Source organism: Allobosea sp. 05T439 (assembly GCF_056396005.1).
The window spans coordinates 107462-133599 of the sequence record NZ_JBFTKP010000010.1; the positions used below are offsets into that span (position 1 = coordinate 107462).

A 26138-nucleotide genomic window follows, 5' to 3' on the forward strand; every position below is an offset into this window, starting at 1 on the left:
CGCACACGACACTTCCGACGCATGGGCCGGGCCCAGCCAGGGAGAAGCGTGATGACGACCTATATCCTGCTGACCAACTGGACCGACCAGGGCGCGCGCAACGTAAAGGACTCGCCGACCCGCCTCGACACGGCCAGGAAGCTGCTGCGCGACATGGGCGGCGACTTCAAGGCCTTCTTCATGACGATGGGGAAATACGACATGGTCATCGTCTGCGAGGCACCAGACGATGCCGTTCTGGCGCGCTTCTGCCTGCAACTGGCAATGCACGGCAATGTGAGAACGCAAACGCTCAAGGCATTTCCGGAAGCCGCCTATCGCGAGATCATTCGCTCCGTCAGCTAGATCATCGGACCGGATTCATAACCGGTCCGATGATCTGGTCTTCTGTGTTTGCATCGGCCTTTCGGAAAACCGCAATCCACTTTTCGGGCCGATGCCTTAGGACGACCCAGCAGGGATCAAATGAGACAAGGCCCAGCCGAAGCGGCCGGGCCTTGTCTCAACCTGATTCCGAGGCAGGGCGCTCCAGGCGACCTATTTTGGCGCCAGGACCATCACCATCTGGCGACCCTCAAGCTGCCAGTCGCTCTCGACCTTGGCAACATCGACAAGATCAGCCTTGACCCGCTCGAGCACCTTCACGCCGAGGTCCTGGTGCGCCATTTCGCGGCCGCGGAAGCGCAGGGTCACCTTGACCTTGTCGCCCTCCTCGAAGAAGCCGTGCATGGCCTTCATCTTGACGTCGTAGTCGTGCTTGTCGATGCCCGGCCGGAGCTTGATCTCCTTGATCTCGATGGTGCGCTGCTTCTTGCGCGCCTCGGCGGCCTTCTTCTGCTCCAGAAAGCGGAAGCGGCCGTAGTCGAGAATCTTGCAGACCGGAGGCACTGAATTGGGGGCGATCTCGACCAGGTCGAGACCGGCATCCTCGGCAATCTTCAGGGCCTCGAAGAACGACACAACGCCACGGTTGGCGCCGGTATCGTCAATGAGCTGAACCTCACGGACACCGCGGATGTCGCGGTTAGAACGCGGACCGTCTTTGGTCGGGGTTGGGGCAGCGCGGAACGGACGGCGAATGGCTGTATTCTCCTATGAATGGTGCTGTCGGCACCGTTGATCAGACACATTGCATAAAGTCGGGCATTGTCAATGCAAACACGGCAACACCCGCTCAAGTACAGAGCCTAGCGCCCAAGCAAGGCGCAATAGACGTCGAGGGTTTCGCTGACCATGTTCTCGAGCGAAAAGTGCTGCTCGACATGGAGGCGGGCCCGGCGGGCCAGCGCATCGCGCGCCGAGGGGCGCAGCGCCAGCGCCTMCTTGAGGCCCGCGGCCAGTGCAGACGCATCGCCCGGCGGCACGCGCCAGCCCGTGCGCTCGCCGGGAGCCGTCTGCGGCGGCGCGAGTACGGTTTCGGGAACTGCTCCGAGATCGGAGACCACAACCGGAATGCCCATGGCTTGCGCCTCGACCGCAACACGGCCGAAGGCCTCCGGCTCGGTCGAGGGCACGGTGACGACCGCCGCCGCGAGCAAGGCCGCCGGCATGTCGGTGCAATGGCCGACGCGCTTGACCTGTTCTTCGAGCCCGGCCTTGGCGATGGCCTGGTCGAGCTCCCTGACATAGCCATCGCGGCCCTGATGGTCGCCTGCGAAGATGAAGGCGGTATCGTTGTCGCCGCCCTCGCGCAGAAGGCGAGCCGCCTCGATCAGCACACGATGGCCCTTCCAGCCGGTCAGTCGTCCCGGCAAGAGCACGATGCGCTGATGTGGCTCGACGCCCCAGGCACGACGCAAGGCCTGGACTCGTTCCGGCCCGACCGCGGATGGCGCGAAGGCCGAGAAATTGGTGCCGCGATGGACGACACGGATGCGGTCACGCGCAAAGCCGTGCTTCGCCAGAATCAGGTCGGCCGTGTAGCGGGAATTGGCGATGACCACGTCGCCGCGCGCCATGACCGAATTATACTGCGTCTTCACCGCCGAGCGGCTGGCATAGGAGCCATGATAGGTGGTGACGAAGGGCAGCTTGAGCGCACGCGCCGCGGCAAGCGCAACCCAGGCCGGCGCCCGCGAACGGGCGTGAATCAATTCAACGCGCTCCCGTCGGCAGAGCAGCACGAGCTTGCGCACATTGAGCGCCATCGTGACCGGGTTCTTCGAAGCAGCCGGGAACGGCAGCCAGACGCCGCCCTTCGCCTGCAGCTCGGCGACAAGGCGGCCGCCCTCGGTCGCGACGAGCGCGCGCGCGCCGGCTTCGGTCAGCCCCTGGGCGATATCGACCGTCGTACGCTCGGCTCCACCTGCCTCGAGATCGGGGATGATCTGCAGGATGGTCCGCCCGCTCAGGGGATGATTATCCGTCGAAGGCAGCGACGGATGCGCGCCTGACCGCAAGGACATGTTCACCGTTTCAAAAAATCTCTCGGATCGGAGGCGGACAGTATGACAGCGCACAGGGCCGATCCCAGCCTATAATGCCCTGACAGGACAGATTCGTCACAGGAGATTTCAGGTGGAGCAGCCTGCCCCGCAATGGCTTGATGTCGGCAACGGCGCGGACGGCCGCCGCATCGCCTTTCTGGAGCAGCCGGGAACGGGACATCCCGTCGTCTGGCTCGGCGGCTTTCGCTCCGACATGCGGGCGACCAAGGCTGACGCACTCGCGCAATGGGCAAGCTGCAGCGGACGCGCCTTCCTGCGCTTCGACTATTCCGGACATGGCGAGACAGGTGGCGATTTCGGTCGCTGGACCTTGTCGCATTGGCTGGAGGACACGCTCGCCGTCATTGCCGCGCGCTGCGCGGCGCCCCCGGTTCTGGTCGGCTCGTCGATGGGAGGCTGGATTGCGCTGCTCGCGGCCCGGAGACTGCGGGGCACCGCTCTTGCTCCCGCCGGCATGGTGCTGATCGCGCCCGCGGTGGATTTCTCCGAAGAGCTGATGTGGGCTCAGATGCCGACAGCGATTCGCGAGACGATCCTGCGTGACGGAGTCTGGCAGCGCCCATCCGCCTATTCGCCGGAGCCGACGCCGATCACGCGGGCGCTGATCGAGGATGGCCGCAGCCATCTCCTCTTCGGCGGCGAGATCAAGACGGGTTGCCCCATCCATATCCTCCAGGGAATGCAGGACCCCGACGTTCCCTGGCAGCATGCGATCAAGCTGGTGGAACACCTGAGCGGCGATCCCGTGACGCTGACCTTGATCAAGGACGGCGATCACCGGCTCTCGACGCCGCTCGACATTGCGAAACTGCAGGCTGCGGTGGCGGAAATCGCCACCGCCTGACGCTCGCAGTTCAATGCACGCTGACCATCCGCAGGTCGTGTTCCCAGGCATTGGCGGTCGCAGCTTCCCGGGAATCGGTTACCAGGATCGGCGCACCATCGGCGGAGAGCAGCGCGAAAAGCTTGAGGCCCGGCTCGATTTCCGGAGCCTGCGGAAAGATCCTCAGCAATTCCTCGGAACTCATCGGCTTGAGATAGGCCACTTCGCCCGTGCCAAGTGCAGCGAATTCTGCCTGGGTCAGTGGTGGCGTGCGAATAACATTGGTCTCTTCAGTCATCGCGCCCTCCTTTGAGCAGTGCGAATGGCGGTTCCTATGTTGATCACCAGATCATGAACGAAAGCACAACCGCGAAGCCTTCGTTCCGACCTTGGGCTCAATCGCGACTGATAATATCAATACGCCTGATGAGCCGCTCCGGTTCCGGCCTGACCAAATCAATGGCTAGCAGGCCATTCGACAAATCCGCCCCGAGTACCTGCATTCCGTCAGCCAGCAGAAAGGAGCGTTGGAACTGACGCGCCGCGATGCCGCGATGCAGGAACTGCCTGCTCTTGTCGTCGCTCTGTCGGCCACGAATGGTGAGCTGGTTCTCTTCCAGCGTGATCTCAAGCTGGTCTCGCGAGAACCCCGCCACGGCAAGAGTGATCCGGAGACGATCCGGCTCATCCTCCGTGCGCGGCATGCGCTCGATATTGTAGGGAGGATATCCCTCGCTTGCGCCTTTCGCGACCCGGTCCAGCGCGCGTTCGATATCATCGAACCCAAGCAGGAAAGGATGGGACAGGCTAGGCGTACGCGTCATGCAGAAGCCCTCGAAAGGCGCCTCATCTATCGATCGGAGCCCGCTGGCGCAGCACTCCGCAGGCGGAAGGCGAAGCCCTTCCGCTTGATGGTGATATGGCAATCGCCAGCAACGGGTTCAAGACCGTCGAAAGCTCAGCCCACAAGCGCAACGTCGACAGGCCGTCACTCGGCCAAATCGCGACGCCGCGCGAGGGCGATCAGCGGCGCCGGTTCGCGCCCCGCATCATTTGGCGAGGACGATGCCACGCTCCTTGCGCATCTTGTCGAACACCAGGCCCATCGCCTTGATGACTGTCACCTTTGGGTTGGCCTTGCAGTAGACAATGGTCTCGTGCTCGGCCTCCCTGGCCCGCGCGACGTTGATGAAGTGTTTTTTGCCAAGGCCATTGTACCAGCCGCTATACCACGTCGTCAGGAGATCGGCGTCTTGCTGGAAAGTACCGGCCAGCTGGGCACAGGTCAGTTTCTGGACATCGATGTAACCGTTCGCGTCGGCGTAGGTTTTCAGCTCAACCTGTGCATTCGCACCGGATGTGGCGAAGGCGATGAAAGCTGCGGTGGCAAAGGCGAGGCTGCGCATGGTTCGTTCCTTCATTATCCAAAGATTGAGAATGGGAGGCGATGCCAGACTAGACCGTCGAAAGCTCGTCAGCAGGTTTTCTCGAGTTCAGTATCCGCCAGTCGTTATTCTTTCTCAGCTCAGATGACGGAAAAAGCGGCTTGTTGTCGTGCCTGCGCGCGAGGCTGGGACGTCGCTCATTTTTGGCAGTTACGAGCGACGCCACAACATTGGACTGATCCACTTCGGCTGCACAAGTTGTATTCGGAGCGAAGCGAACTTCAAGTCCGCTATCCGAGAGCCGGACATCCAATCTCGGGCTATGCCATTTCAATCTGGAATCGAGGGAGAAACTCTAAGCGGAGCACCGGACGTCGCCACGAATGACGCGCCGCTCGGGGGTCTGCCGCGGCGGCGCACGAACACGCCCTCTGCCGATCGTTGAGGAACCGGAGGACGTTCAAAAACGCCCGGCGGTTGCTGAACGATCAGCGAAGGCTCTGATGGCTCGTGATAACAGAATTAGGCGCTAGCGACGGACGCCGACCCTGTTGACCCCACCATTGCGATTCCCCGGACGAGGCGCTGTCACGGCACCGACCCCAACGGGCCGAGCTACGAGACGAACGCCGGGCCGCGCGACGCACCCGGCGGGATAACCGATATAGCTGCAATAAATGACAGCATTTGCGGGAGCCGTTGTCGCGGCAAGACCGGTGAAGGCGATTCCGACCGTCGCCATTGTGAAAATCGCAAGTTTAACTTTTGTCATTTCAGGTCCCCGGGACTTTGAAGATAACAAGCGCTGGGGAGGATAACATCACATCTACTTCGACGGAAGGACCGATGACATCACCGACACCACCGACACCCGATTCGAAAATGGGATTCGCGCGTCCGGAATGTGGCGCCTGTGAGCCACCATCGAAATGCGCGTCGCCGGTCTATTTGACGCGCGGCGCACCAGGGGGATAGCCGATGCTGACGGCGGCTGCGGCGCAGATCACGCGGGGGCGTTGACGGCGGATCGGCCTCGCCCGATGCCGCAGCATGTCGACGCCTTTGGCAGACACCGACACCCTGCCCCGCCACGCGCCCGTGCCGAGCCCCACCACAAGCGCGCGGACGTTGATAGCACCAAAACGCCTGAAGGCCCGCACCGGCCGCTGATCAGGGCCACTGGGGCGCTGACATCCCATCCCGCGATGGATGTGCCGCACATGGCCGCTTCTACGATGGAGCGGCTTCGCCGCTTCATCTGGACGGCACTGCCCCGAATCKCGGCGACTTCGAAAGGGAGCCCGGGAGCCCACGCGTCGGGTCGCTCAAATCCGCGCGGAGCCCCGACAGGCGAGGCCAGTCCAACCGGACACGCCTCCGACACGATCGATGATTTTCAACGGGGGGGAATGGTACAGCCACCCCGGCTTGAACGGGGGACCTCTAGATCCACAATCTAGCGCTCTAACCAACTGAGCTATGGCTGCACGGCACTCTCGGCGCCCTTCGGGCGCCCTGCCAGACCGCGTAAGGATGCGAACTGGCCGGCGGCGCGGAACCTAGTGCCGTCGCGGCGCGATTGCAACCGCCGAAATGCACCGCACCACACGAAATCCAGCGCGCCGTCGTTTGCCCCTTCAATCCCGCCGCAAAACGGCCTGCGCGGTGCGTGCCAGATCCGTCACATGGGCGGAATAGGCCTCGTAGCCACGGCGCAACGCCTTGGCGTGAATCACCACCGCATCGGCGGGATTGTCCGTCCTGGCGAGCGTCTCCGCCTCGCTCAATGCTGCTTTCAGCTCGGTACAGGCATGGTCGAGAACCTTTGCCTGCAGCGCGCCGACCACGCGTGCAGCGGCGAGCATCTGAGCCAGCCAGGTCGAAGCTGACAGCGTCGCAAATTCCGGTGGGCGCGAAAGCGGCGATACAGCGGCCGCAACCGGTGGGGCCGCGCTGGCAAGCTTCCGAACGTCTGCGGAGACGGTCGCCGTCGCCTTCTTCACGACTTCCGTGCCGGTCTTTACGGCGGCGGCACCGACTTCTGCGGCCGATTTGAGGATAGCGGCCGGCTGGCTGGTGGCCGCAGTCGAAACTGCCTTGGCAGCGGCAGCCGGCTTTCTGGTCACCTGCTTTGCGACACGAACCTTGGTCGACGGCTTGGCCTTGGCCGCAGCCGCTACGGGCTGGCGCGCAACCCCGGACTTGGCAGCGGGCGCGACTGGCGCCGAGACGGGGGCAGCGGCGACCTTGGCGGGCGGCACAGCGCTGGCGGCCTGGACTGGCGCAACCGGAGGCTTGACGGCGCTCTTCAGCGGCTCAACCGGCTTGCTCACGGCCGCAGACGGCACGGCGGAGGCCGGGACAGCGGCGACCTTGGCGGGCGGCACAGCGCTGGCGGCCTGGACTGGCGCAACCGGAGGCTTGACGGCGCTCTTCAGCGGCTCGACCGGCTTGCTCACGGCCGCAGACGGCGCGGCGGAGGCCGGGACAGCGGCGACCTTGGCGGGCGGCACAGCGCTCGCGGCCTGGACCGGCGCGACCGGAGGCTTGGTGGCGTCCTTCAGCGGCTCAACCGGCTTGGCCACGACAGCAGCTKCCGGCGATACGGCGGCAAAGGGACCTGCCGGCTTGGCGACGACGGGCGCGGGAGCCGGCTTGACCGGCGCAACCGCGACGGGCTCCGCAGGCGCTGGAGCAGGATTGGCAGGGGCGGAAACTGGAGTTGGGGCCACTGCAGCAGCGAAAGCAGCAGGCGGCGCACCGACGACCGGACCGGTCGCGGCCGGGATTGCTGGCGCGGCCTTCGACTCAGTCGGCGCGTCGCCCGAGAGGGCCTTGACGGAAGCGAGACTGATCGGAGCCTTTGATCCGATCTTTGGCGGAGCAGGCTTAGCCATCGTCATTCCTCCTTCAGCGAGCGAACGGGTGGCGCCGAGCCCTGGCCCGGCGCCAATGACCTTGTCGCGTGGAGCGGCGCAGTACTGCGCCGCTGGCGACTCACTTCATCTTGGTCGCCTTGGCGGCGGTCTCGGCGGCCTTGGCCGCAACCTCCTGGGCGGCAACGCCCAGATCCTTGAGCTGGCCCTGGAGAGCCGCAACCTGCGACTTCAAGAATTCGGACTGATGCTGCAGGACCTCTGTCAGGTCCTTCGACTTGACCAGCTTCTGGGCGAGATCGAAGGCGGCGGCGACGTTGCTCTCGGCATAGGTCATGGCCTTGCGGGTCACGTCCTGAGCGTTGACGCGTGCGGATTCGGCCGAACCATGCGCACCGTCCACTGCCTTGTGGGCCGCGCCGATGAAGCCATCGAAGGCCTTGCGGGCCTGCTCGACACTGCGCTCGGCGAACTCGCGCATCTCGGTCGGCACTTCATAAGGCGTCTTGCCGGTCATGGGTTATCCTCCTGGCTGTGGATGGCTTGGTTTACCACTCGATTGTGCACTGCAATATCATTATTGCGGCGCAATGACAACCGCGTGACCCCGCTACGTTAACGCTGTTTCGATCAGACGCGGGAGAGCCTTCATCAGTTCCATGGATTTGCAGTCATTTGCCCGCTATTAAGGCTTTGTTAGCCATATCGGCGCAGACCGAACGAGCGGATGGGAATGAGCGAACCCGGGCAGGATTGGGCGATGCAGGGAACAGACGCAGCGAAAGACGCAGCGCTGGCGCCCTTCATTGCGGACGGCGCCTTGATGCTCTGGGACCAGAAGACTTCCCGGGTCGGCTTTGTCAACGCGGGCGCCGAAGCACTGCTCGGCCAGCACGCCGATGGCACATCATTGCCCACACCAACGCGCAACAGGCTGGCACTGCTCGCCGGCGGGCTCGCTCCGCGGGATCATTTGCGCCTTGAACGCCTCCGGCTGACGCCCGGCTTCACTGCCACGCTGGTGACATGCGGCTGCAAGTTGCTGACGGGACCAGAGGGTCAACAGATCCTCGCGATCGCCATCGCTCCGTCGGAGCTGCGCCGACTCGGCATTACGGTTCCGCCGGCTCCACGTGTCGTGGCGCCATCTGCCCCGGGCGCAACCGTCGCTTCTCCCGCTCCGGCGCCGGCAATTGCTGCACCGAAGCGCGCGACCGTGCGTTTCGTCTGGCAAAGCGACGTTGACGGCCGCTTCACGAGTCTTTCGCCCGATATTGCCGAGATCGTCGGGACCGATGCCGCCGCAGGCCTGATCGGTCGTAGCTGGCTCGAGCTGATCGACCGCGATCTGCTCGACCGCGAGGGCAGTCTGATCCAGCGGCTGGCCTCCGCCACCACCTGGAGCGGACACCCGGTCCTGTGGCGGACTGCCGGCCTCGCCGAAGGGGTTCGGGTCGAGCTTTCCGGTGTGCCCGTCCTCGATGCGAAGCGTGATCTTGCAGGTTTCCGTGGTTTTGGTCTCGCCCGCATGATCGAGCGCGAACCATTCCCGCTGCCCACCGATGCGTCGGACAGCCCCGTGCCCGCTTCAGCGCCGCCCCCCCCTGCCCCAGCCTCCGATGAGCCTGGTCCCGCGCCGCTCGTCGCGGTGTCCGCCGACAGCGCCGACGAAGGCAAAGCCCCGGAGATGAGCATCGACGTTCCGGCCACGGAGCCGACACCGGCGGCTCGCACCGAAACTCCGCCTCCGAACGAGGCCGGCGCCAATGTCGTGCCGCTTCGCAACGGTCATCTCACAACGGTCAGACCGCTGCTCGAACCTTCGAAGGCGCTGCTGACCTCCGCTGAGCGCAATGCTTTCCGCGAGATCGCCAAGGCGCTCGGCGCCCGCATCGCCGGAGACGACGAAGGCGAGCCCCGGCTGCCACCGGCGGTCCCGTTGCGCCTGAACGAAGAAGCCGACCGCCCTGGCCAGCCGGCACCCGAGCCGACGGAGCCGGTCGACACGGCGGCAGCGGAATCGAAGCCCGCTGCGGCGGAAGCGTCCTTCGTTTCCGAGCCGGTGCCGTCGGTCGACGCCCCCTCCGCAGCTGCGGCGCGGCAACGCCTGCCGAATTCGCATGCCGATGTGCTCGACCGCCTGCCCGTTGCAGTCCTGGTCAACCGCGGTGACGAACCGCTCTATGCCAATCGCACGCTTCTCGATCTGCTCGACTACGCCGATCTCGCCGACCTGACGTCCGGCGGCGGCATCAGCCGCATGATCAAGGGAGCGGCCCGCTCCGATGGCGGCACCATGATCCTGGTCGATCGGACGGGCCATCTCGTCAGTGTCGATGCCCGCCTGTCGAGCGTCTCATGGCAAGGCGAGCCCGCGACGCTGATGGCCTTCCGTCATCCCGATGGCGGCGGCGAGGTCAAGGTCCTGACCGAGGAAGAGACTGAGGAAGCGGAACTCGCAGCCGAGTTCGAGGCCGAGGAGGCCGAGATTGCGGCGCGCGTCGACGCGTTGCGGCTCGACATCGACGCCCGTGAAGCCCGGATCAGCGAGATGATCGCGGTGCTTGATACCGCGACCGACGGCGTCGTCACCGTCGACGAGCGCGGCCGCATTCTCTCGCTCAACAAGACCGCGGAGGCCCTGTTCGGTTACGACCAGCGGGAGGTCTCAGGCGAATTGTTCACGTTGCTCTTCGCTCCGGAGAGCCACGCTCCTGCCCTCGATTACCTCGAAGGCCTCAAGGGCGGCGGCGTCGCCTCGGTGATGAATGACGGGCGCGAGGTCATGGCGCGCGTGCGTCAGGGCGGCCGCATTCCGCTGTTCATGACCATGGGCCAGATCGCCGACGGCGCAGAGCGACGCTTCTGTGCCGTGCTGCGCGACATCACCGCCTGGAAGAAGACCGAAGGCGAATTGGTCGAGGCCCGCAAGGCGGCCGAGAAGGCCAGCGCCCAGAAATCGGACGTGCTTGCCAAGATCAGCCATGAGATCCGCACGCCGCTGAACGCGATCATCGGCTTCGCCGAGGTCATGGCCGAGGAGCGCTTCGGGCCCATCGCCAATGAACGCTACAAGGAATACCTGCGCGACATCCACCAGTCGGGCGGCTACGTCATCAGCCTGGTCAATGACTTGCTTGACCTCGCCAAGATCGAGGCGGGCAAGCTCGATCTCGACTTCGTCAGCGTCAATCTGAACGAGATCGCGCTGTCCGTCGTCAATCTGCTGCAGCCGGAGGCTCAACGTGGGCGCGTGGTGCTGCGCTCCGGGCTCTCGCCCAAGCTGCCGCCGGTCGTGGCCGATCAGCGTTCGATCCGTCAGATCGTGATCAACCTGCTCTCCAATGCGGTGAAGTTCACMGATGCCGGCGGGCAGGTCATCGTCTCGACGGCCCTCGGCGATCAGGGCGAGGCGATCCTGCGGGTCCGCGATACCGGCATCGGCATGGACGACAGCGAAATCGCAATGGCGCTGGAGCCGTTCCGCCAGGTGCCAACGACGCGACGCGCCGGAGGCACGGGCCTGGGCCTGCCGCTGACCAAGGCGCTGGTCGAAGCCAACCGCGCGGCGATGACCATCACCAGCGTCAAGAAGGAAGGCACGCTGGTCGAGATCACCTTCCCGCCGCAGCGCGTCCTGGCGGGCTGAGGCCCGCGCGCCTTCGGTTTACATCTCGGGGCGCGCCGCCTTGTCGCAGCGGAAGCTGCCCCGCATGCCCTTTACTTTGATGTCGTCTTGCGCGCCTAAGCTCTGACGTTCGGAGCAACTCTGCCTCCGAAGGCACCGGCCCCGGATCGGTCCGCCTGGACTTTCCTATTGCGGCGATATTCTGAGCGGAATATCCGCCCCCTGGGCAGTTTCCCATGGGTGATGCGAGTAAATTCTGTCTGCCATGGTTCCCGCTGGAAGAAATGCCGCAGACCGCCCTGGCTCAGAGCATCCCAATCTGAGCTACCGGTTCTGGGCCGCGATCATCCTGGTCATGGCCTGTTCACTGGCCCTCGGCCTGACACTCATCGCCAGCTATTACAGCGATCTGGACGCCAGTCGCGACAATCTCTCCAAGCTGCAGGCCTTCCGGTTCGCCCTGGACGCGGCCAATCGGCTGACTGCTGAACGGGGGCCGACGAACAGCGTCTTGGGCGAGGAGCCGTCGCTCGACAGCCCTTCCCGCCAGCGGCTGATCGCGTTTCGCGCCGAGACCGACGCCGCGCTGGCGCGGATTTCCGAGACCGCGCAACTCAAGCCATCGCTGGATGCCCTGGTCCAGACGCTCGCCTCGGCCCGGCAGCAAGTCGACGCTCTCGCCAGCCGCCCGCTGTCAGGGCGCAGCAATGCCGAGATCGAGCAGGCGGTCGAGACCATGTTCGGCGTCTTCGATGCGGCCCAGCCGATGCTGTCCATGGTCATGACCGGCCTCCTGGCTGGCGAGACCGATCTCGTCGGCCACGCCATGGTCGCGCGCATGCTGAGCGAGCTGCGCGAATATGCCGGGCGGCTCGGCTCCCATCTGGTCATCCCGATGGCCAGCGGCCTGCAGATCGATCTCGACCGCAGGGGCGCGTTCGAGCTGAGCCGGGGGCGGGTGCTCGCCTTGTGGGATCTCGCCGGGCAACAGACCGGGGCGAGCGACGATGCGCGAGTCGCCGCTGCGCACCAGGCGGTCGTCGAGCGCTTCTTTGGGAACGGGATGGCGCTGCTCGAGCGAACGCTCAAAGCAGGCCAATCCGGCGATTTTGGCGTCACCCCGACCAGCTTCACCCATCTGATCGTGCCGACATTCGCACCGCTGGAGCAGCTTCGCGACGCCTATCTCGATGTCACCGTCGAGCATCTGCAGATGGAGCGCAACGTCGCTCTGCGGTCCCTCATCGCCGTCGTGGCCGCGACCTGCCTTGCGCTCATCATCGAACTCGCGCTGCTCGTCGCCAGCCAGAACCTGCTGTTCCGGCCCTTGCTGCGCGCCCGCAGCCACGTCCTTGCCCTCGCCGACGGAGCCGTGCAGGAGCCCATCGACGGTCGGGGCATGCGGGGCGAGATGCGCAGCCTCTTCCTGGCGCTCGATACGCTTCGCCGGCGGCTGATCGAGCGCAACACGTTGGACAACGAACGCGCGGCACTGACGGAAAAGCTGAGGAAACGGGCCGACACCGATGGCTTGACCGGCGTGCTGAACCGGGGCGCCCTGGAGCGGCTGGTCGCTCACCTCCATGACGGGGAAGCCGACCCGACGGGTATCGGTCTGATCCTGCTCGACATCGACTACTTCAAGGACGTCAACGACCGATTCGGCCATGCCGCGGGAGACGCGATCCTCAAGGAAGCCGCCCAGCGCCTGCGCTCGGCGCTGCGGCGCGACGACGTCATTGCCCGCTTTGGCGGCGAGGAGTTCGCCATCCTCCTGATGGATCCACACGTCGAATCGCCGGTCGACGTCGCAGAGCGGCTCCGGACGATTCTGCAGGCCTCCCCCTTCACGCTGGAAACGGGGCAAAGCATCGAGGTGACCGCGAGTTTCGGCGTCGCCCGAAGAGAAAACCAGGACGGAGGCTGGCCTGCGCTCGTCACAGCCGCCGATCGCGCGCTTTATGTCGCCAAGGCCGCGGGGCGCAACCGTGTCGAGGAAGACCGAGAGACGTCCTGATTCGGGCTCATCGCCATCCCGGCCGGGGATGACGACCAGCGGAACGTCACCGGTTCACGACGATCCTCGAACAGCCTCGAACGCGCATGCGCTGACGGGCCGCGGGTGAAAAGTTTCTGCCGTCATAGTTTCGCCCCTTCCCGCCGCACATAGGGAGGCACCCCGTTCTCGCAGGCAGAGTCGCGAAGAGTTCCGACCGACGGAGTGGTGTTGCGCCCGTTCTACGACGAAAACGCCGATGCGCTGACCGATCCCTTTGCGCCTCGCCCGAGCCCCATGCCGCTGCGCGATCACGCCGCCTTCTCGGGACGGTGGCTTTCGGCCAGCCTGCTTCTGGGGCTGGTCGGAGCCGGATTGCTGACCTCGTCATTGCTGGTTTCCGAGGCCGATAGCCCCGCCACGCGAAGCCCGGAACGGGCCGTCACGGCCTTGCCGCGCGGCACCAGTGCAAACGGTTCGGCCCGCAAGGGCGACCTGCTTGTGCAGCGCGGGTTCTCGATCGGCACGGCGCGTCATTTCCGTGCGCCGCTCACCGAAACGGTCGGCGCGCGCGAAATCACCAAGGTCCATGCGCTCGTCCATGTCGCCGCGGAACTCTCGCCGCTCGCGATAGCTGCTCCCAACATGCCCGACCTCGAATCGCTCAGCTCTCCGCCCAGCGCCGGTCGAGAGGCTGCTCCGCAGGCGGCAGTCGATCCCGCTGATGCCGATGTGTCGGTCGTGAGGCGCGATCTATCCGATCAGGCGGCGACAGGCACCGAGCCCGGCCTCTCCGATACTGCCGCCGCCGAGCAGGTTGCCGAGTTGCTCCGCCTCTCCGGATCGGAACCGCAACTGCCGCTGGAGTATTCGAACCAGCGCATTCTCTCGCGCACCCTTCGCTTGGCCGGGGAAACCGAAACGGAGCAGGCGGCTCCCCTCGGTTCACCGGCATTCGGCTCTCTGGATGTCAGAATCATCCCGGAGAACGTCACCAATATTCCTGTGCGCACCGGCTCTCCGGGACCGTTCGAAGAGCGCGACATCATGCTCGGCCATGGCGACACCCTGGCCTCCATCCTCCAGAACAATGGCGCAGACGACCGGCGGGTCGCGGCCATCGTCGCCGCACTCGGAAAGCGCGCGAAGGCGGAGCTCCCGGAAGGCCAGCATCTGCGCCTCCTGATCGCACCGGAGGGCAGCGGCCAAACCATCCAGCGCGTCATTCTCTTCGACGAAACCGGCCCGGAAGAGATCGCTGCGGCAGATGATGGCGGCCGGTTCGTCGCGGTGGCCAAGAATGACGCGCACCACAATCCAGCTGACGACAGCAGCGATGACGACGACGAGGACAGCAGCGAGCGCGCCACCCTCTTCCAGAGCGTCTATGCCAGCGCGGTCAAGAGTCAGGTACCGCGTGAACTCATCGACGAGTTCGTCGGCATCTTCGCATCGAATCTCGATCTCAAGCAGCGAACGAATGTCGGCGATCGCCTCGAGATGATCTTCAGCGACGACGAGGCCGCCTCGACCGGCCGCCGTGAGCTGCTCTATGCCGCCCTGACGGCGGAGGGAGAGACCCACCGCGTCTATCGCTACGCTTCGCCCGAGACCGGGGATGTCGACTATCTCGACGAAGAAGGGCTTTCGCTGCGAAAGCTCCTGCTGCGCCGGCCGGTCCAGATCGGACGCATCAGCTCACCGTTCGGTATGCGCCGTCACCCGATCCTGCGCTATTCACGCCTTCACAGCGGCGTCGACTGGGCCTCGCCCCGCGGCACGCCGATCATGGCTGCAGGTGACGGGAAGGTGGTCGCCGCCGGCCCGCATGCCGGCTACGGCAACCGCGTCGAGATCGAGCACGCGAACGGCTACGCCACCGCTTACAACCACATGGCCAATATCGGCTCGCAGATCAAACCCGGAGCCACTGTCCGCATGGGCGAGATCATCGGCACCGTCGGCACGACGGGCCTCTCGACCGGACCTCACGTCCATTATGAGGTGACGATCAACAGCCACTTCGTCGATCCGATGAAGGTCAAGCTGCCGAGCAATCACAGCCTGGGCGGCACGGCACTGAGCGAGTTCAAGGACCACCAACGCCAGATCGAGAAGCTCAGGCAGCCCGGGCCCGCCACCACGGTCGCGGTGCAGAACGGACGCGCCGGCTAAGGCATCGCCCCGGGACGGGGATTGCGGTTTTCGGGGAAGGCCGATGCGAGCACGGAAGGCTTACATCATCGGAGCGGATACGAGATCCGGTCCGATGATGGAGCCGTGCCCGTCCTGCAGCGGGCGTTCAAAGCAAGGTGCCGCTCAAGATCATCGCGGCCACCCCGAAATAGATCATCAGGCCGGTGACATCGACCAGGGTCGCGACAAAGGGAGCCGAAGCACTCGCCGGGTCGAAACCCAGGCGCTTGAGGATGAAGGGCAGCATCGAGCCGGTGAGCGAACCGAAGGTGACGATACCGAGCAGAGCCACGCCGACGGTTGCCGCGATCAGGGCCCAGTGCTCGCCATAATCGTACAGACCGAGCTTCTGCCAGGCGATGACGCGCACGACACCGATGGCGCCGAGGATGGCGCCAAGCGTGAGGCCGGTCGGAATCTCACGCAGCGCCACCCGCCACCAGTCGCTCAGCTTGATCTCGCGCAACGCCAGCGCCCGGATCAGCAGCGAGGTGGCCTGCGACCCGGAATTGCCACCCGAGCTCATGATGAGCGGGATGAACAGGGTCAGCACGATCGCCTTCTCGAGTTGACCTTCATAGTGCTGCATCACCGAGGCAGTCAGCATCTCGCCGATGAGCAGGATGCTGAGCCAGCCGGCGCGCTTGCGGATCATCCGGCCGAAGCTGATCTCGTTGTAGGGCTCGTCGAGCGCCTCCATGCCGCCCAGTTTCTGCACGTCCTCCGTCGTCTCCGCGATCATCGCATCGATGACGTCGTCGACCGTGACGATGCCGATGACGCGCTCGCCAGCATCGATGACGGGAACGGCAAGGAGGTCGTATTTCGTGAACAGCCGCGCGACATCTTCCCGGTCGACCTCCGGCGTCACGCTGATCGGCTTCATCTCGGGCACGACAGAGGCGACGAGCGCCTGCGGATCGCCGCTGATCAGCCGGCGCAGCGAAACGGCGCGGACCAGCTTCCCGGTCGCGGGATCGAGGACATAGATCGCATAGATCGTTTCGCGCGTACGCTCGACATGCCGGATGTAATCGAGCGTGCGCGCGACGGTCCAGTCGGCCGGGACGCTGACGAATTCCGTCGTCATGATCGAGCCCGCGCTTTGCTCGGGATAGGCGAGCAGGCGATTCAGCGTCGCGCGCGTGTCGTGGTCGACACGGCCGAGCAGGCGCAGGCGCAACGGCTCGTCGAATTCCGGGACCACGTCGGCGACGCGGTCCGCCGACATGGCGGACAGGAACTGCGCCGCGCGCGCTTCCGGCATCAAGCCGAGCGCTTCGGAGGCCGCCGTCAGTTCATGCTGGTCCAGGACCTCGACGGCCCGTTCGAACGGCAAGGCAAGGAGCACGGCGGCAACCGTTTCGACGTCCTGGTCGTTCAGGGTTTCGACAATGTCGGCGATATGGTCCCGCGCCAGCGTCTGGGCGAGGGTTGCAGCGAGAAGATCCCGCTCCGGTGCGGTGGCAACGGCATTCATAGCTCGTATCCTTTGATCGGCCGTCATGGCCGATCGCAGGCGAGCCGGTTTCCCCGGTCAGGCGCGCGAAGCGGCGTCAGACGGCATCGACTGTCGACTGGGACTGTCGGTTGGCATTGGGTCGGGGTTCCTGTGAAACTGCCGCCGGAAGGCTTGCAGCGAGGCCGAGATGCACCCGAAGGCTCATCGCGTCAACCCCCATCTCCGTGACCGGAGCGCATGTGCGGGAACGCGCGTCCATCTTCGCAGGAACGAGCCGATCACGCCGGTTGGCGGTTCAGTGCCGGCCCTCTAAGGTCGGTGCACGAAACGACGAGGGCAGCATGGAATTCGCGCTGAGCGACGAGGAAGGACTGATCCGCGAAGCCGCCCGGAAAATCGCGTCCGACCGGCTGGCGCCGCTGGCCGAGGCTCTCGATCGCGGCGAGGGTCGCAGCGAATTCCTGGCCAATCTGAAGACCCTCGCCGAAAACGGCTTCATGGCGCTCAATGTCCGCGGCGAGTTCGGCGGCAGCGAGGCCGGCACGGTCGCCTTCGCGCTGACACTGGAGGAACTCGCGGCCGCCTGCGCCTCGACCGCGGTCACGACCTCGGTGACCAATATGGTCGGAGAGGTCATCCAGGCGGTCGGCTCGGCCGCGCACAAGACCGCCTATCTGCCGAAGCTCGCTGACGGCACCTATGCGGCCGGCGCCTTCTGCCTGACCGAAGCCGGAGCGGGCTCGGACCCCGCGGGCATGCGGATGCGGGCGCGCCGCGACGGCGACAGCTATGTGCTCGACGGCCAGAAGATCTTCATCACCAGCGGCKAATATGCCGGCCTCTTCGTCGTTTGGGCCGTGACCGACCCCGACGCACCGAAAGGCAAGGGCATCTCGGTCTTCCTGGTTCCGGCCGACACGCCGGGCGTCAGCGTCGGCAAGGCCGAGAAGAAGATGGGGCAGACCGGCTCGGCCACGAATACCATCCATTTCGAGGGCGCACGCATCCCGGCCTCGAACCTGATGGGTCGGGAGAATGACGGCTTCCGGGTTGCGGTCGGCGAGCTGGCCGGCGGGCGCATCGGCGTCGCCGCCGTTTCGCTCGGCATCGCCCGCGCGGCCATGGAGGCCGCGAAATCCTACGCCAAGGAGCGGCAGCAATTCGGCCAGGCGCTCAGCGACTTCCAGGGCCTGCAATGGATGATCGCCGACCGCGAGCTCGACCTGCATGCTTCGCGGCTGCTGATCCTCGACGCCGCCGCCCGGAAGGATCGCGGCGAGCCTTTCGCCCGGGAAGCCTCGATGGCCAAGCTCTTCGCCTCGGAAGCGGCGCATCGCTGCACCGACACGGCAATCCAGATTCATGGCGGCGCCGGCTATTGCCGCGACTTCCCCGTCGAACGCTATGCCCGCGATGCCCGCATCACCCGCATCTATGAGGGCACCTCCGAGATCCAGCGCCTGATCATCGCCCGCGAGACCTTGCGCCAGACCGTCTGACCACCCCCAACCTGAAAGCCTGCCTCATGACCCTGACGATCTACGGGTGCTATCGTTCGCGCGCGACGCGCAATATCTGGCTCGCCAACGAGCTTGGCCTCTCCTTCAGGCACGTGCCTGTGATCCAGGCCGGCCGAGTGCCTGATCCCAAAGCGGCTGACGCACCGGTTCATACCCGCAGCGCCGAATTCCTGAAGGTGAACCCCAACGGGCATATTCCGTCGATCGACGATGACGGCTTCGTCCTGCACGAATCGCTCGCGATCAACCTCTATCTCGCCCGCAAGCATGGCGGGCCGCTGGCGCCGAAAGACGTCCAGGAAGAGGGACTTGCTGCGATGTGGACGCTCTGGGCCGCGACCGAATGCGAGATCAACGCGCTCAACACGCTCTATCACCGCATTGCCAAGCCGCCGGCGGAGCGCGACGCCAAACTGGCCGACGCCGCGGCAGAGGCCCTGCGCGCGCCTCTGGCGGTGCTCAACGATGCCCTCGCCAGGGACGGCTATCTCGTCGGCGGTCGCTTCACCGTCGTCGACATCAATGTCTCCGAAGTCATTCGCTATGCCCAGACCGGCGCGCCCGAGCTGTTTGCCGCCGTCCCGCATGTGAAGGCCTGGCTCGAAGTCTGCCAGGGCCGCCCTGCCTTCAAGGCGATGTGGGAGGCACGGGACGCCGAAGCCGCCTGATCAGAAAGCGGGTGGCGGCCCGCCTGACTTCACCCTAGCGATCCTGCAACTGCGTTTCAGGATCGCGTCAAGGACCGACCCCATGGGCTCCTCTCCCGCCTCCCCGCCTCCCGCGATGGGCACGCGCGAGTGGCTCCTGCTGCTCGTGCTTTCGCTGCTCTGGGGCGGCTCTTTCTTCTTCGCCAAGATCGCGGTGACGGAGTGGCCGCCGCTCGCCGTGGTGCTGGCGCGGGTCGCGCTTGCGGCAGCCGTGCTCCATGTCGCCGTGCGCGCGCTTGGCCTGACGATGGCAGTGGGCGGCCGGATGTGGCTCGCCTTCTTCGGCATGGGCCTGCTGAACAACCTCATCCCCTTCGGCCTGATCTTCTGGGGGCAGACGCAGATCGGCGCTGGCCTCGCCGCGATCCTGAATGCGACGACCCCGGTCTTCGGCGTGGTCGTCGCTCATCTTTTCGGAAGCAACGAGAAGGCCACACCACTGAAGATCACCGGCGTGCTGGCCGGTGTCGTCGGCGTCGCCATCCTGATGGGCCCGGATGTGATCAGTGGGCTCGGCAATGCACTGCTTCCGCAGCTCGCCTGCCTGGCGGCGGCTCTCTCTTATGGCTTTGCCGGTCTCTATGGCCGCCGGTTCCGCGAGCTCCCGCCATTGGTGACGGCAACGGGCCAGCTCAGCGCCACGACGGTCATGACCCTGCCACTGGTCCTGCTCCTCGCCCCGCCATGGCTCCTCCCGTTCCCATCCAAGGCCGCGATCGGTGCGTTGGTCGGACTCGCCCTGCTCTCGACCGCGCTCGCCTATGTCATCTTCTTCCAGATCATGCGGCGCGCCGGCGGCAGCAACGCCATGCTGGTGACCTTCCTCGTGCCGGTCAGCGCCATCCTGCTTGGCGTCGGGCTGCTCGGGGAAGCGCTGCTGCCACGGCATTTCCTCGGCATGGCAGCGATCTTCCTCGGCCTCGCCCTGATCGACGGACGGCTCTTCCGGCGCCGCAAGGGCCCTCATCCCAAGGAAAGCCTCGGCTAGGTCCACGGCTTTGTTGCCAAAAAATTATGAATTGCTCTACGGTCGCTTTCACGGCACCAGCCGCTAAAGGCCATAACCGCGAAGGCTGGAAGATATCGCAAAAAGCGATACGCCAGAGGGGAGCAGACGATCGTCATGGATGTTCGGCAACTGCGATGCTTCATCGCGGTGGCGGAGGAGTTGCATTTCGGCCGCGCGGCTGAAAGGCTTGGCCTCGCACCACCCGCACTTTCGCGCCAGATCAGCACGTTGGAAGACGAGCTGGGCGTCAGTCTGCTTACGCGCACGACACGTCAGGTCGCGCTGACCCGCGCCGGCCTGCTGATGCTCGAGGAAGCCAAGGGCATCCTCGTCAAGATGGAACATGCCTCGCGCGCCGTGCGCGAAGCCTCGCTCGCCTCGAGCAAGGTCTTGCGGGTCGGCGCAATCGACGCCGCCTCCTCCAGCTTCGTCCCGCAAGCTCTCGTCGCCTTCCGCGAACGCCATCCCGGTATCGAGATCAAATTTGTCGAAGCCATGACCGCGGCACTGATCCAGATGCTGGAAGCCGGCAAGCTCGACATCGCGCTCGTACGTCCGCCACGCAAGCCGACAGACTGCGCCTTCGAGATATTGCGTGTCGAACGGCCGATCGTGGTGCTCAACGAGAGCCACCCTCTCGCCGCCCGTGAGAGCCTGACGATGAACGACCTGATCGGCGAGCCGTTCGTCGTTCCGTCCAAGCGGATCCGGCCCTTCGCCTATGATCTCGTGATGGCCTATTTCGAAAGCGTCGGCTCGGTGCCGAACGTGACGATCGAGGCTACCGAAAAGCCTGCCATGATGTCTGCGGTCGCCGCGGGGCTCGGCATGGCGCTCGCCCCCGACTGGGTCTCGCGACTGACCTTTCCGGGCGTGACCATGCGCCGCCTGCGTGGCGCATTGCTCGATCCGCCGCCGCCMGGCGCCCTTGTCGGCGTCGCCTGGCGTCCGCACCAGAAGCTCGCGGCGCGCGACGACTTTCTGAACATCCTTCGCGAAAGCGTGACGTTGATCGACGAGAAAAACGTCCTGCCATTCACAATGCCTGTCAAAAAACTGAAGCGTGCGGCCCAGACCGCCAGACCGCAGACTGGAGGAGCCTGATGAGCTTGAACACTATTGAACGCGCGCAGGGGCTGCGTGTCCGTTCGCAACAGGATCTGGCCGCCGGGCTGTTCATGATCCTTCTCGCTGCCGTGGCGCTGTTCCTCGCCAGCGATCTGCCGATGGGGTCGCTGCGGCAGATCGGGCCGGGCATGCTGCCGAAGGCGTTTGCCGTGATATGCGCCGGGCTCGGAGTGCTGCTGGCCCTGAGTTCGCTGCGCTTTAACGGCGAGAAGCTCTCGGGCTGGTCCTGGCGCGGCGTCATCTTCGTGCTCGGCGGCGCGGTCGTCTTCGGCCTCACCATTCGTGGCTTCGATCTGGGGCCGATCAAGGTCCCGCAGCTCGGTCTCGTCGTTTCAGGCCCCCTCGTCGTGCTGATCTCCGGCCTGGCCGCGGATGATCGCAAGATCAAGGAGCTGGTGATCTTCGCGCTCGTCATGACGACCTTCTGCGCACTGCTGTTCAAATATGCATTGGGTCTGCCGATCCCCCTGGCACCCTGGCTGTTGGGGATCTGATTCAATGAGTGAAATGATTGCCCATCTGCAGCTCGGCTTCGGCGTCGCGCTCTCGCTGCAGAATATCGCACTCGCCTTCGCCGGCTGCCTCGTCGGCACGCTGATCGGTGTGCTGCCCGGCGTCGGGCCGATCGCCACCATCGCCATGCTGCTGCCGATCACCTTCGGCCTCGATCCTGTCGGCGCTCTGATCATGCTGGCCGGCATTTATTACGGCGCCCAGTATGGCGGCTCGACCACGGCGATCCTGGTCAATATCCCCGGCGAGGCGACCGCGGTCGTCACCACCCTCGACGGCCACCAGATGGCCAAGCAGGGCCGCGCCGGCGTTGCGCTCGGAACCGCAGCGCTCGGCTCCTTCTTCGCCGGCTGCGTCGCCACCCTGATCATCGCCGCGCTCGGCGCGCCCCTGACCAAGCTCGCACTGCTGTTTGGCCCGGCCGAGTATTTCTCGCTGATGGTCATGGGGCTTTGCTTCGCGGTCGTGCTTGCGCGCGGCTCGATCCTCAAGGCCTTCTGCATGATCATGCTCGGCCTTCTGCTCTCGACGATCGGCACCGATCTCGAGACCGGCCAGGAGCGCATGACCTTCGGCTTCCCACCTTTGTCCGATGGCATCGACTTCGCCGTGCTTGCAATGGGCGTGTTCGGTTTTGCCGAGGTGCTGAGGAACCTCGAGAATCCCGAGACGCGCGACGTCGTGCGCGCCAAGATCGGCCGCCTGCTGCCGGACTGGAACGACATCAAGCAGTCGTTCTTGCCCGTCGTACGCGGCACCGCCATCGGCGGCATTCTCGGCATCCTGCCGGGCAACGGCGCGGTGCTGGGCCCGTTCGCCAGCTACACGATCGAGAAGAAGATCGCCAAGGACCCCTCGCGCTTCGGCCGCGGTGCCATCGAAGGCGTGGCAGGTCCGGAATCGGCCAATAATGCCGGCGCACAGACGGCCTTCATCCCGCTGCTCACGCTCGGCATCCCGCCGAATGCGGTGATGGCGCTGATGGTCGGCGCGATGACCATCCACGGCATCATCCCCGGCCCGCAGGTCATGACCAAGAACCCAGAACTGTTCTGGGGCATGATMGCGTCGATGTGGATCGGCAACCTGATGCTGCTGATCATCAACCTGCCGCTGGTCGGCGTCTGGGTGAAGCTGCTTCAGGTGCCCTACCGCCTGATGTTCCCGGCGATCCTGATCTTCTGCTGCATCGGCATCTACTCGGTGAACAACCAGCCGGTCGACGTCGCCTTCACCGCGCTGTTCGGCCTGTTCGGCTACATCCTGATCAAGCTCGGCTTCGAGCCAGCCCCGATGCTGCTCGGCTTCGTGCTCGGCAAGCTGATGGAAGAGAAGCTGCGGCAGGCGCTGATCATCTCGCGCGGCTCGTTCATGACCTTCATCGAACGGCCGATCTCCGGCGGCCTGCTGGCCGTCGCCGTGATCATTCTGGTCGTCGCTCTGCTGCCATCGATCTCCCAGAAGCGCGACGAGGTGTTCACCGAATGACGGGGTTGCCTCGCCATCCATTTCACCATCACGCTACGTCACCGATCTCTGGGAGGATCCACATGAAGAAACTCGTACTTGGTTTGGCTACGACAGTTGCGCTCGCCCTCACCGGCAGCGCGCAGGCACAGTCGAAATATCCGGAGAAGCCGATCACCATGATCGTGCCCTTCGCTGCCGGCGGCCCGACCGACATCATCGCCCGCATCGTCGGCGAGAACATGTCGAAGACACTCGGCCAGCAGGTCGTGATCGAGAACGTGGCGGGCGCCGGCGGCACGACCGGTATCACCCGCGCCCTGACCGCAACGCCCGACGGCTACACCATTGCGATGGGCCATCTCGGCACCTTCTCGGCTGCGCCTGCGACCTATCCCGGCCTGAAATACGACCCGATCAACGGCATGCAGCCGATCGGCCTCGCCGGCGGCACGCCGATCCTGATCGTCGCCCGCAAGAATTTCGAGCCGAAGGACCTGAAAGAGTTCGTCGCCTATGTGAAGACGAACACCGACAAGGTGAACGAGGCCCATGCCGGCGTCGGATCGGTCTCATGGACGACCTGCACGTTGCTGAAGGGTCAGCTTGGCGTGCCGAAGCTGAACGCCGTCGCCTATCGCGGCACGGGCCCAGCTCTCAACGATCTCGTCTCCGGCCAGATCGATTTCATGTGCGACCAGATCGTCAGCGTCGCCGAGCAGGTCAAGGCCGATACGATCAAGGCTTATGCGATTGCCTCGACCGAGCGCTCGCCCGCCCTGCCGAACGTGCCGACCACCAAGGAAGCCGGGCTGCCCGAGTATCAGATCGAGGCCTGGAACGGCATCGCCGCGCCGAAGGGCACGCCGAAGGAGGTCGTCGACCGGCTCGTCGATGCGCTCGACAAGGCCCTGAAGGACGAAGGCGTCAAGAAGCGCCTGCTCGATCTCGGCACCGTGATGCCGAGCGCCGAGGAGCGCACGCCCGCCGGCTTCGGCGCGTTGATCAAGCGTGACGCCGACAAGCTCAGCCCGACCCTGGCGGCGGCGCCGAAGTAAGCGCCCTCCCTATCGGCTTCCATGGCGGCGGGCCCAGCGGCCCGCCGTTTTCTTTTGGCCCCGAACCGATAGCATCGCGCCATGACCGAGACGATCAGCCTCACCATCGAGCCTCTCACCGCCGAGACCTTCGCGCCCTATGGCCGGCTGCTTGCGCCGGAAGGGCCCCGCGATGCCGGGCGCGAGGGCTATGACATCTGGATCAAGCCGTTCAGCGCCGAGAGCCAGGCCAGGCTCCAGATCGTGCGCTATCACGCCCGCCCCTTCGTCGTGCGGGTCATGGAACGGCATCTTCATGTCACAGAAACCCGGATGCCGCTGGGAGGACCATCCTCCGTCCTCGTGGTCGCACCGCGCGAGGCAGATTTCCCGACGGGTGCCAACCTGCGTGCCTTCCGCCTCGAGCGAACCGGCATCCTGCTGCATCGCAGCACCTGGCATTCGATCGACGCCTATCCCGAGTCAGGCACGCATGCCGATTTTCTCTTCCTCTCGGAAGAGGCGACCGTAAGCGAGCTCTTCGACACCCCGAACAGCCCCCCGCGAAGGACCGAAGTCGTCGACCTTCGCAAGCGAGAAATCCACGTCGTGATCGACGTTAGTCGTTGATATCGCGAACTGATCGCGAGTTCTTTCGCGGTCAGTCACATCTCGTTACCTCGAAATTCCGGAACCTAATCTGCAGTACATCGTTCTCCTCCCAGTTTCCCGAATTCGAAGGAGAATGAAAATGATCAAGAAGCTCCTTATTGCTGCTGCTATCGCTGCAACTCCTGCGATGGCCTTTGCCCAGACGGATACAGCGCCGAAGGGCGGCGCGGTCGGCGGTGCAACCAGCGGGGCCGTGAGCGGCGCCGTCGGTGGCGCGGTTGTCGGCGGTCCGGTCGGTGCCGTTGTCGGCGGCGTCGGCGGCGCGGTGGTCGGTGCGATCATCGGCGACGCGACGACACCGCGCTTCCGCCAGTATGTCGTCGAGCAGCAGGTCCCGTCCTACACCTATGCCGAACCCGTTGCCGTCGGCACGGTCCTGCCGGAGCGGGGCGTGGTCTACCGCCAGGTGCCGACGGAATACGGCGCTCAGAACTATCGCTATACGGTCATCAACAACCGTGCCGTCCTGGTCGAGCCGCAGACTCGCCGCATCGTCCAGGTGATCGAATAACCGGTGATCGAAACGATCCGAAGGGCGACCTTATATCGAGACCCGGCCGCTCTTCAGATCGGGCCCGCTCCAGCAATGGGGCGGGCCTCAATCCATGCGTCAGCGCGTGCCGAACATGCGGTCGCCGGCATCGCCGAGGCCCGGCACGATATAGCCGTGCTCGTTTAGGCGCTCGTCGATCGCAGCCGTCCAGATGCGCACATCCGGGTGAGCACCGCGCAGGCGTGCGACCCCTTCCGGCGATGCCAGCAGGCAAACGAAGCGAAGGTCCTTGGCACCGCGCTCCTTCAGCCGATCCATCGCCGCCACGGCCGAGTTTGCCGTGGCCAGCATCGGGTCCATGACCACGATCATGCGGTCGGCAATGTCGGACGGGGCCTTGAAATAATACTCGACCGCCTGGAGCGTATCAGGATCGCGATAGAGCCCGATATGAGCGACGCGGGCAGCCGGGACGAGTTCCAGCATGCCATCGAGGAAGCCGACGCCGGCGCGCAGGATCGGCGCGAAGACCAGCTTCTTGCCGGCGATGATCGGCTGCATGCTCTTGGTCAGCGGCGTCTCTATCTCGATCAACTCGGTCGGCAGGTCGCGCGTGACCTCGTAGCAGAGCAGCATGCCGATCTCGTTCAGGAGCTGCCGGAAGCTCTTGGTCGAGCGATCCTTCTCCCGCATCAGCGTCAGCTTGTGCTGGACCAGCGGATGGTCGACCACGGTGACGCCGTCGGAATGCCTGGTCATACGCTCTACCCCTCATCGTT

Annotated in this window: 23 protein-coding genes and 1 tRNA gene; 14 read left to right on the plus strand and 10 right to left on the minus strand. The window is 65.1% G+C overall.

The features are described 5' to 3' along the window. Positions 1–51 precede the first annotated feature (51 nt). Positions 52–345 carry a GYD domain-containing protein gene (locus tag AC1DIO_RS14055; RefSeq protein ID WP_441488959.1) on the plus strand — a complete coding sequence of 98 codons (294 nt, stop codon included), beginning with the start codon at positions 52–54 and terminating at the stop codon, positions 343–345. Between the two features lie 192 nt (positions 346–537). Here AC1DIO_RS14055 and infC read toward each other — a convergent pair whose 3' ends face one another. Continuing rightward, entirely contained in the window at positions 538–1080 is a 543-nt protein-coding gene (infC, locus tag AC1DIO_RS14060) for a translation initiation factor IF-3 (RefSeq protein ID WP_069877443.1), read from the minus strand. Positions 1081–1187: 107 nt separating this feature from the next. Further along, positions 1188–2405: a glycosyltransferase family 4 protein gene (locus tag AC1DIO_RS14065; protein WP_476853542.1), complete on the minus strand. Its 1218-nt coding sequence runs from the start codon at positions 2403–2405 to the stop codon at positions 1188–1190. A gap of 112 nt (positions 2406–2517) precedes the next feature. Between AC1DIO_RS14065 and AC1DIO_RS14070 the strand changes: the two genes are divergently transcribed. Beyond that, the gene (locus tag AC1DIO_RS14070; protein WP_476831668.1) at positions 2518–3291 is read left to right on the plus strand and encodes an alpha/beta hydrolase; all 774 of its coding nucleotides are present in this window, start codon (positions 2518–2520) and stop codon (positions 3289–3291) included. A 10-nt stretch (positions 3292–3301) separates the two neighbouring features. Here the strand turns inward: AC1DIO_RS14070 and AC1DIO_RS14075 are convergent, their stop codons facing one another. The 6 genes from AC1DIO_RS14075 to AC1DIO_RS14100 form a co-directional block, all read right to left on the minus strand. Further along, positions 3302–3568, minus strand: coding sequence for a BQ00720 family protein (locus AC1DIO_RS14075; RefSeq protein ID WP_441488957.1), 267 nt, complete (start codon positions 3566–3568; stop codon positions 3302–3304). A gap of 97 nt (positions 3569–3665) precedes the next feature. Further along, a complete protein-coding gene (locus AC1DIO_RS14080) occupies positions 3666–4094 on the minus strand; it encodes an Hsp20 family protein (protein WP_043233104.1) in 429 nt (142 codons plus the stop codon). Between the two features lie 225 nt (positions 4095–4319). After that, complete coding sequence (locus AC1DIO_RS14085) at positions 4320–4676, minus strand: HdeA/HdeB family chaperone (RefSeq protein WP_476853543.1); 357 nt, start codon at positions 4674–4676, stop codon at positions 4320–4322. Positions 4677–6065: 1389 nt separating this feature from the next. After that, a tRNA-His gene (locus AC1DIO_RS14090) sits at positions 6066–6142 on the minus strand. A 150-nt stretch (positions 6143–6292) separates the two neighbouring features. Then, positions 6293–7552 carry a hypothetical protein gene (locus AC1DIO_RS14095; RefSeq protein WP_476853544.1) on the minus strand — a complete coding sequence of 420 codons (1260 nt, stop codon included), beginning with the start codon at positions 7550–7552 and terminating at the stop codon, positions 6293–6295. Between the two features lie 100 nt (positions 7553–7652). Beyond that, positions 7653–8048, minus strand: coding sequence for a phasin (locus AC1DIO_RS14100; protein ID WP_069877448.1), 396 nt, complete (start codon positions 8046–8048; stop codon positions 7653–7655). Positions 8049–8264: 216 nt separating this feature from the next. Here AC1DIO_RS14100 and AC1DIO_RS14105 point away from each other — a divergent pair, with 216 nt between their 5' ends. The 3 genes from AC1DIO_RS14105 to AC1DIO_RS14115 all read left to right on the plus strand — a co-directional run bounded on the left by AC1DIO_RS14105 (position 8265) and on the right by AC1DIO_RS14115 (position 15330). Beyond that, positions 8265–11180 (plus strand): sensor histidine kinase, encoded by a 2916-nt coding sequence (locus tag AC1DIO_RS14105; protein WP_441506479.1) that lies wholly within the window; start codon positions 8265–8267, stop codon positions 11178–11180. A 334-nt stretch (positions 11181–11514) separates the two neighbouring features. Continuing rightward, positions 11515–13176 carry a GGDEF domain-containing protein gene (locus AC1DIO_RS14110; RefSeq protein WP_476776305.1) on the plus strand — a complete coding sequence of 554 codons (1662 nt, stop codon included), beginning with the start codon at positions 11515–11517 and terminating at the stop codon, positions 13174–13176. 210 nt (positions 13177–13386) lie between these two features. Next, positions 13387–15330, plus strand: coding sequence for a M23 family metallopeptidase (locus AC1DIO_RS14115; RefSeq protein ID WP_476853545.1), 1944 nt, complete (start codon positions 13387–13389; stop codon positions 15328–15330). A 127-nt stretch (positions 15331–15457) separates the two neighbouring features. Here the strand turns inward: AC1DIO_RS14115 and mgtE are convergent, their stop codons facing one another. After that, a complete protein-coding gene (mgtE, locus tag AC1DIO_RS14120; RefSeq protein WP_441488951.1) occupies positions 15458–16831 on the minus strand; it encodes a magnesium transporter in 1374 nt (457 codons plus the stop codon). Positions 16832–17154: 323 nt separating this feature from the next. Between mgtE and AC1DIO_RS14125 the strand changes: the two genes are divergently transcribed. The 9 genes from AC1DIO_RS14125 to AC1DIO_RS14165 all read left to right on the plus strand — a co-directional run bounded on the left by AC1DIO_RS14125 (position 17155) and on the right by AC1DIO_RS14165 (position 25377). After that, positions 17155–18312 (plus strand): acyl-CoA dehydrogenase family protein, encoded by a 1158-nt coding sequence (locus AC1DIO_RS14125; protein ID WP_476853546.1) that lies wholly within the window; start codon positions 17155–17157, stop codon positions 18310–18312. Between the two features lie 26 nt (positions 18313–18338). Next, complete coding sequence (locus tag AC1DIO_RS14130) at positions 18339–19001, plus strand: glutathione S-transferase family protein (protein WP_476768159.1); 663 nt, start codon at positions 18339–18341, stop codon at positions 18999–19001. A gap of 82 nt (positions 19002–19083) precedes the next feature. Next, positions 19084–20028, plus strand: coding sequence for a DMT family transporter (locus AC1DIO_RS14135; RefSeq protein ID WP_441506473.1), 945 nt, complete (start codon positions 19084–19086; stop codon positions 20026–20028). A gap of 135 nt (positions 20029–20163) precedes the next feature. Then, the gene (locus AC1DIO_RS14140) at positions 20164–21153 is read left to right on the plus strand and encodes a LysR family transcriptional regulator (protein ID WP_069877455.1); all 990 of its coding nucleotides are present in this window, start codon (positions 20164–20166) and stop codon (positions 21151–21153) included. Continuing rightward, positions 21153–21671, plus strand: coding sequence for a tripartite tricarboxylate transporter TctB family protein (locus tag AC1DIO_RS14145; protein ID WP_441506472.1), 519 nt, complete (start codon positions 21153–21155; stop codon positions 21669–21671). Before AC1DIO_RS14140 ends, AC1DIO_RS14145 begins: the two co-directional genes overlap by 1 nt. A 4-nt stretch (positions 21672–21675) precedes the next feature. After that, positions 21676–23178: a tripartite tricarboxylate transporter permease gene (locus AC1DIO_RS14150; protein WP_113518957.1), complete on the plus strand. Its 1503-nt coding sequence runs from the start codon at positions 21676–21678 to the stop codon at positions 23176–23178. Positions 23179–23240: 62 nt separating this feature from the next. Then, positions 23241–24215, plus strand: coding sequence for a tripartite tricarboxylate transporter substrate-binding protein (locus tag AC1DIO_RS14155; RefSeq protein WP_441506471.1), 975 nt, complete (start codon positions 23241–23243; stop codon positions 24213–24215). An 81-nt stretch (positions 24216–24296) separates the two neighbouring features. After that, positions 24297–24824, plus strand: a complete 528-nt coding sequence (locus AC1DIO_RS14160; protein ID WP_476768155.1) for an ureidoglycolate lyase — start codon at positions 24297–24299, stop codon at positions 24822–24824. Positions 24825–24945: 121 nt separating this feature from the next. Then, entirely contained in the window at positions 24946–25377 is a 432-nt protein-coding gene (locus tag AC1DIO_RS14165) for a DUF1236 domain-containing protein (protein WP_441506469.1), read from the plus strand. A 99-nt stretch (positions 25378–25476) separates the two neighbouring features. Here AC1DIO_RS14165 and upp read toward each other — a convergent pair whose 3' ends face one another. After that, a complete protein-coding gene (gene upp / locus AC1DIO_RS14170) occupies positions 25477–26118 on the minus strand; it encodes a uracil phosphoribosyltransferase (protein WP_441506468.1) in 642 nt (213 codons plus the stop codon). Between the last annotated feature and the right edge of the window lie 20 nt (positions 26119–26138).

Coding starts and splice junctions, on each gene's coding strand:
- AC1DIO_RS14055 (WP_441488959.1), top strand. CDS start 52: ATGACGACCTATATCCTGCTGACCAACTGGACCGACCAGGGCGCGCGC.
- AC1DIO_RS14075 (WP_441488957.1), bottom strand. CDS start 3,568: ATGACTGAAGAGACCAATGTTATTCGCACGCCACCACTGACCCAGGCA.
- AC1DIO_RS14080 (WP_043233104.1), bottom strand. CDS start 4,094: ATGACGCGTACGCCTAGCCTGTCCCATCCTTTCCTGCTTGGGTTCGAT.
- AC1DIO_RS14085 (WP_476853543.1), bottom strand. CDS start 4,676: ATGCGCAGCCTCGCCTTTGCCACCGCAGCTTTCATCGCCTTCGCCACA.
- AC1DIO_RS14100 (WP_069877448.1), bottom strand. CDS start 8,048: ATGACCGGCAAGACGCCTTATGAAGTGCCGACCGAGATGCGCGAGTTC.
- AC1DIO_RS14110 (WP_476776305.1), top strand. CDS start 11,515: ATGGCCTGTTCACTGGCCCTCGGCCTGACACTCATCGCCAGCTATTAC.
- mgtE (WP_441488951.1), bottom strand. CDS start 16,831: ATGAATGCCGTTGCCACCGCACCGGAGCGGGATCTTCTCGCTGCAACC.
- AC1DIO_RS14130 (WP_476768159.1), top strand. CDS start 18,339: ATGACCCTGACGATCTACGGGTGCTATCGTTCGCGCGCGACGCGCAAT.
- AC1DIO_RS14135 (WP_441506473.1), top strand. CDS start 19,084: ATGGGCTCCTCTCCCGCCTCCCCGCCTCCCGCGATGGGCACGCGCGAG.
- AC1DIO_RS14145 (WP_441506472.1), top strand. CDS start 21,153: ATGAGCTTGAACACTATTGAACGCGCGCAGGGGCTGCGTGTCCGTTCG.
- AC1DIO_RS14155 (WP_441506471.1), top strand. CDS start 23,241: ATGAAGAAACTCGTACTTGGTTTGGCTACGACAGTTGCGCTCGCCCTC.
- AC1DIO_RS14160 (WP_476768155.1), top strand. CDS start 24,297: ATGACCGAGACGATCAGCCTCACCATCGAGCCTCTCACCGCCGAGACC.
- AC1DIO_RS14165 (WP_441506469.1), top strand. CDS start 24,946: ATGATCAAGAAGCTCCTTATTGCTGCTGCTATCGCTGCAACTCCTGCG.
- upp (WP_441506468.1), bottom strand. CDS start 26,118: ATGACCAGGCATTCCGACGGCGTCACCGTGGTCGACCATCCGCTGGTC.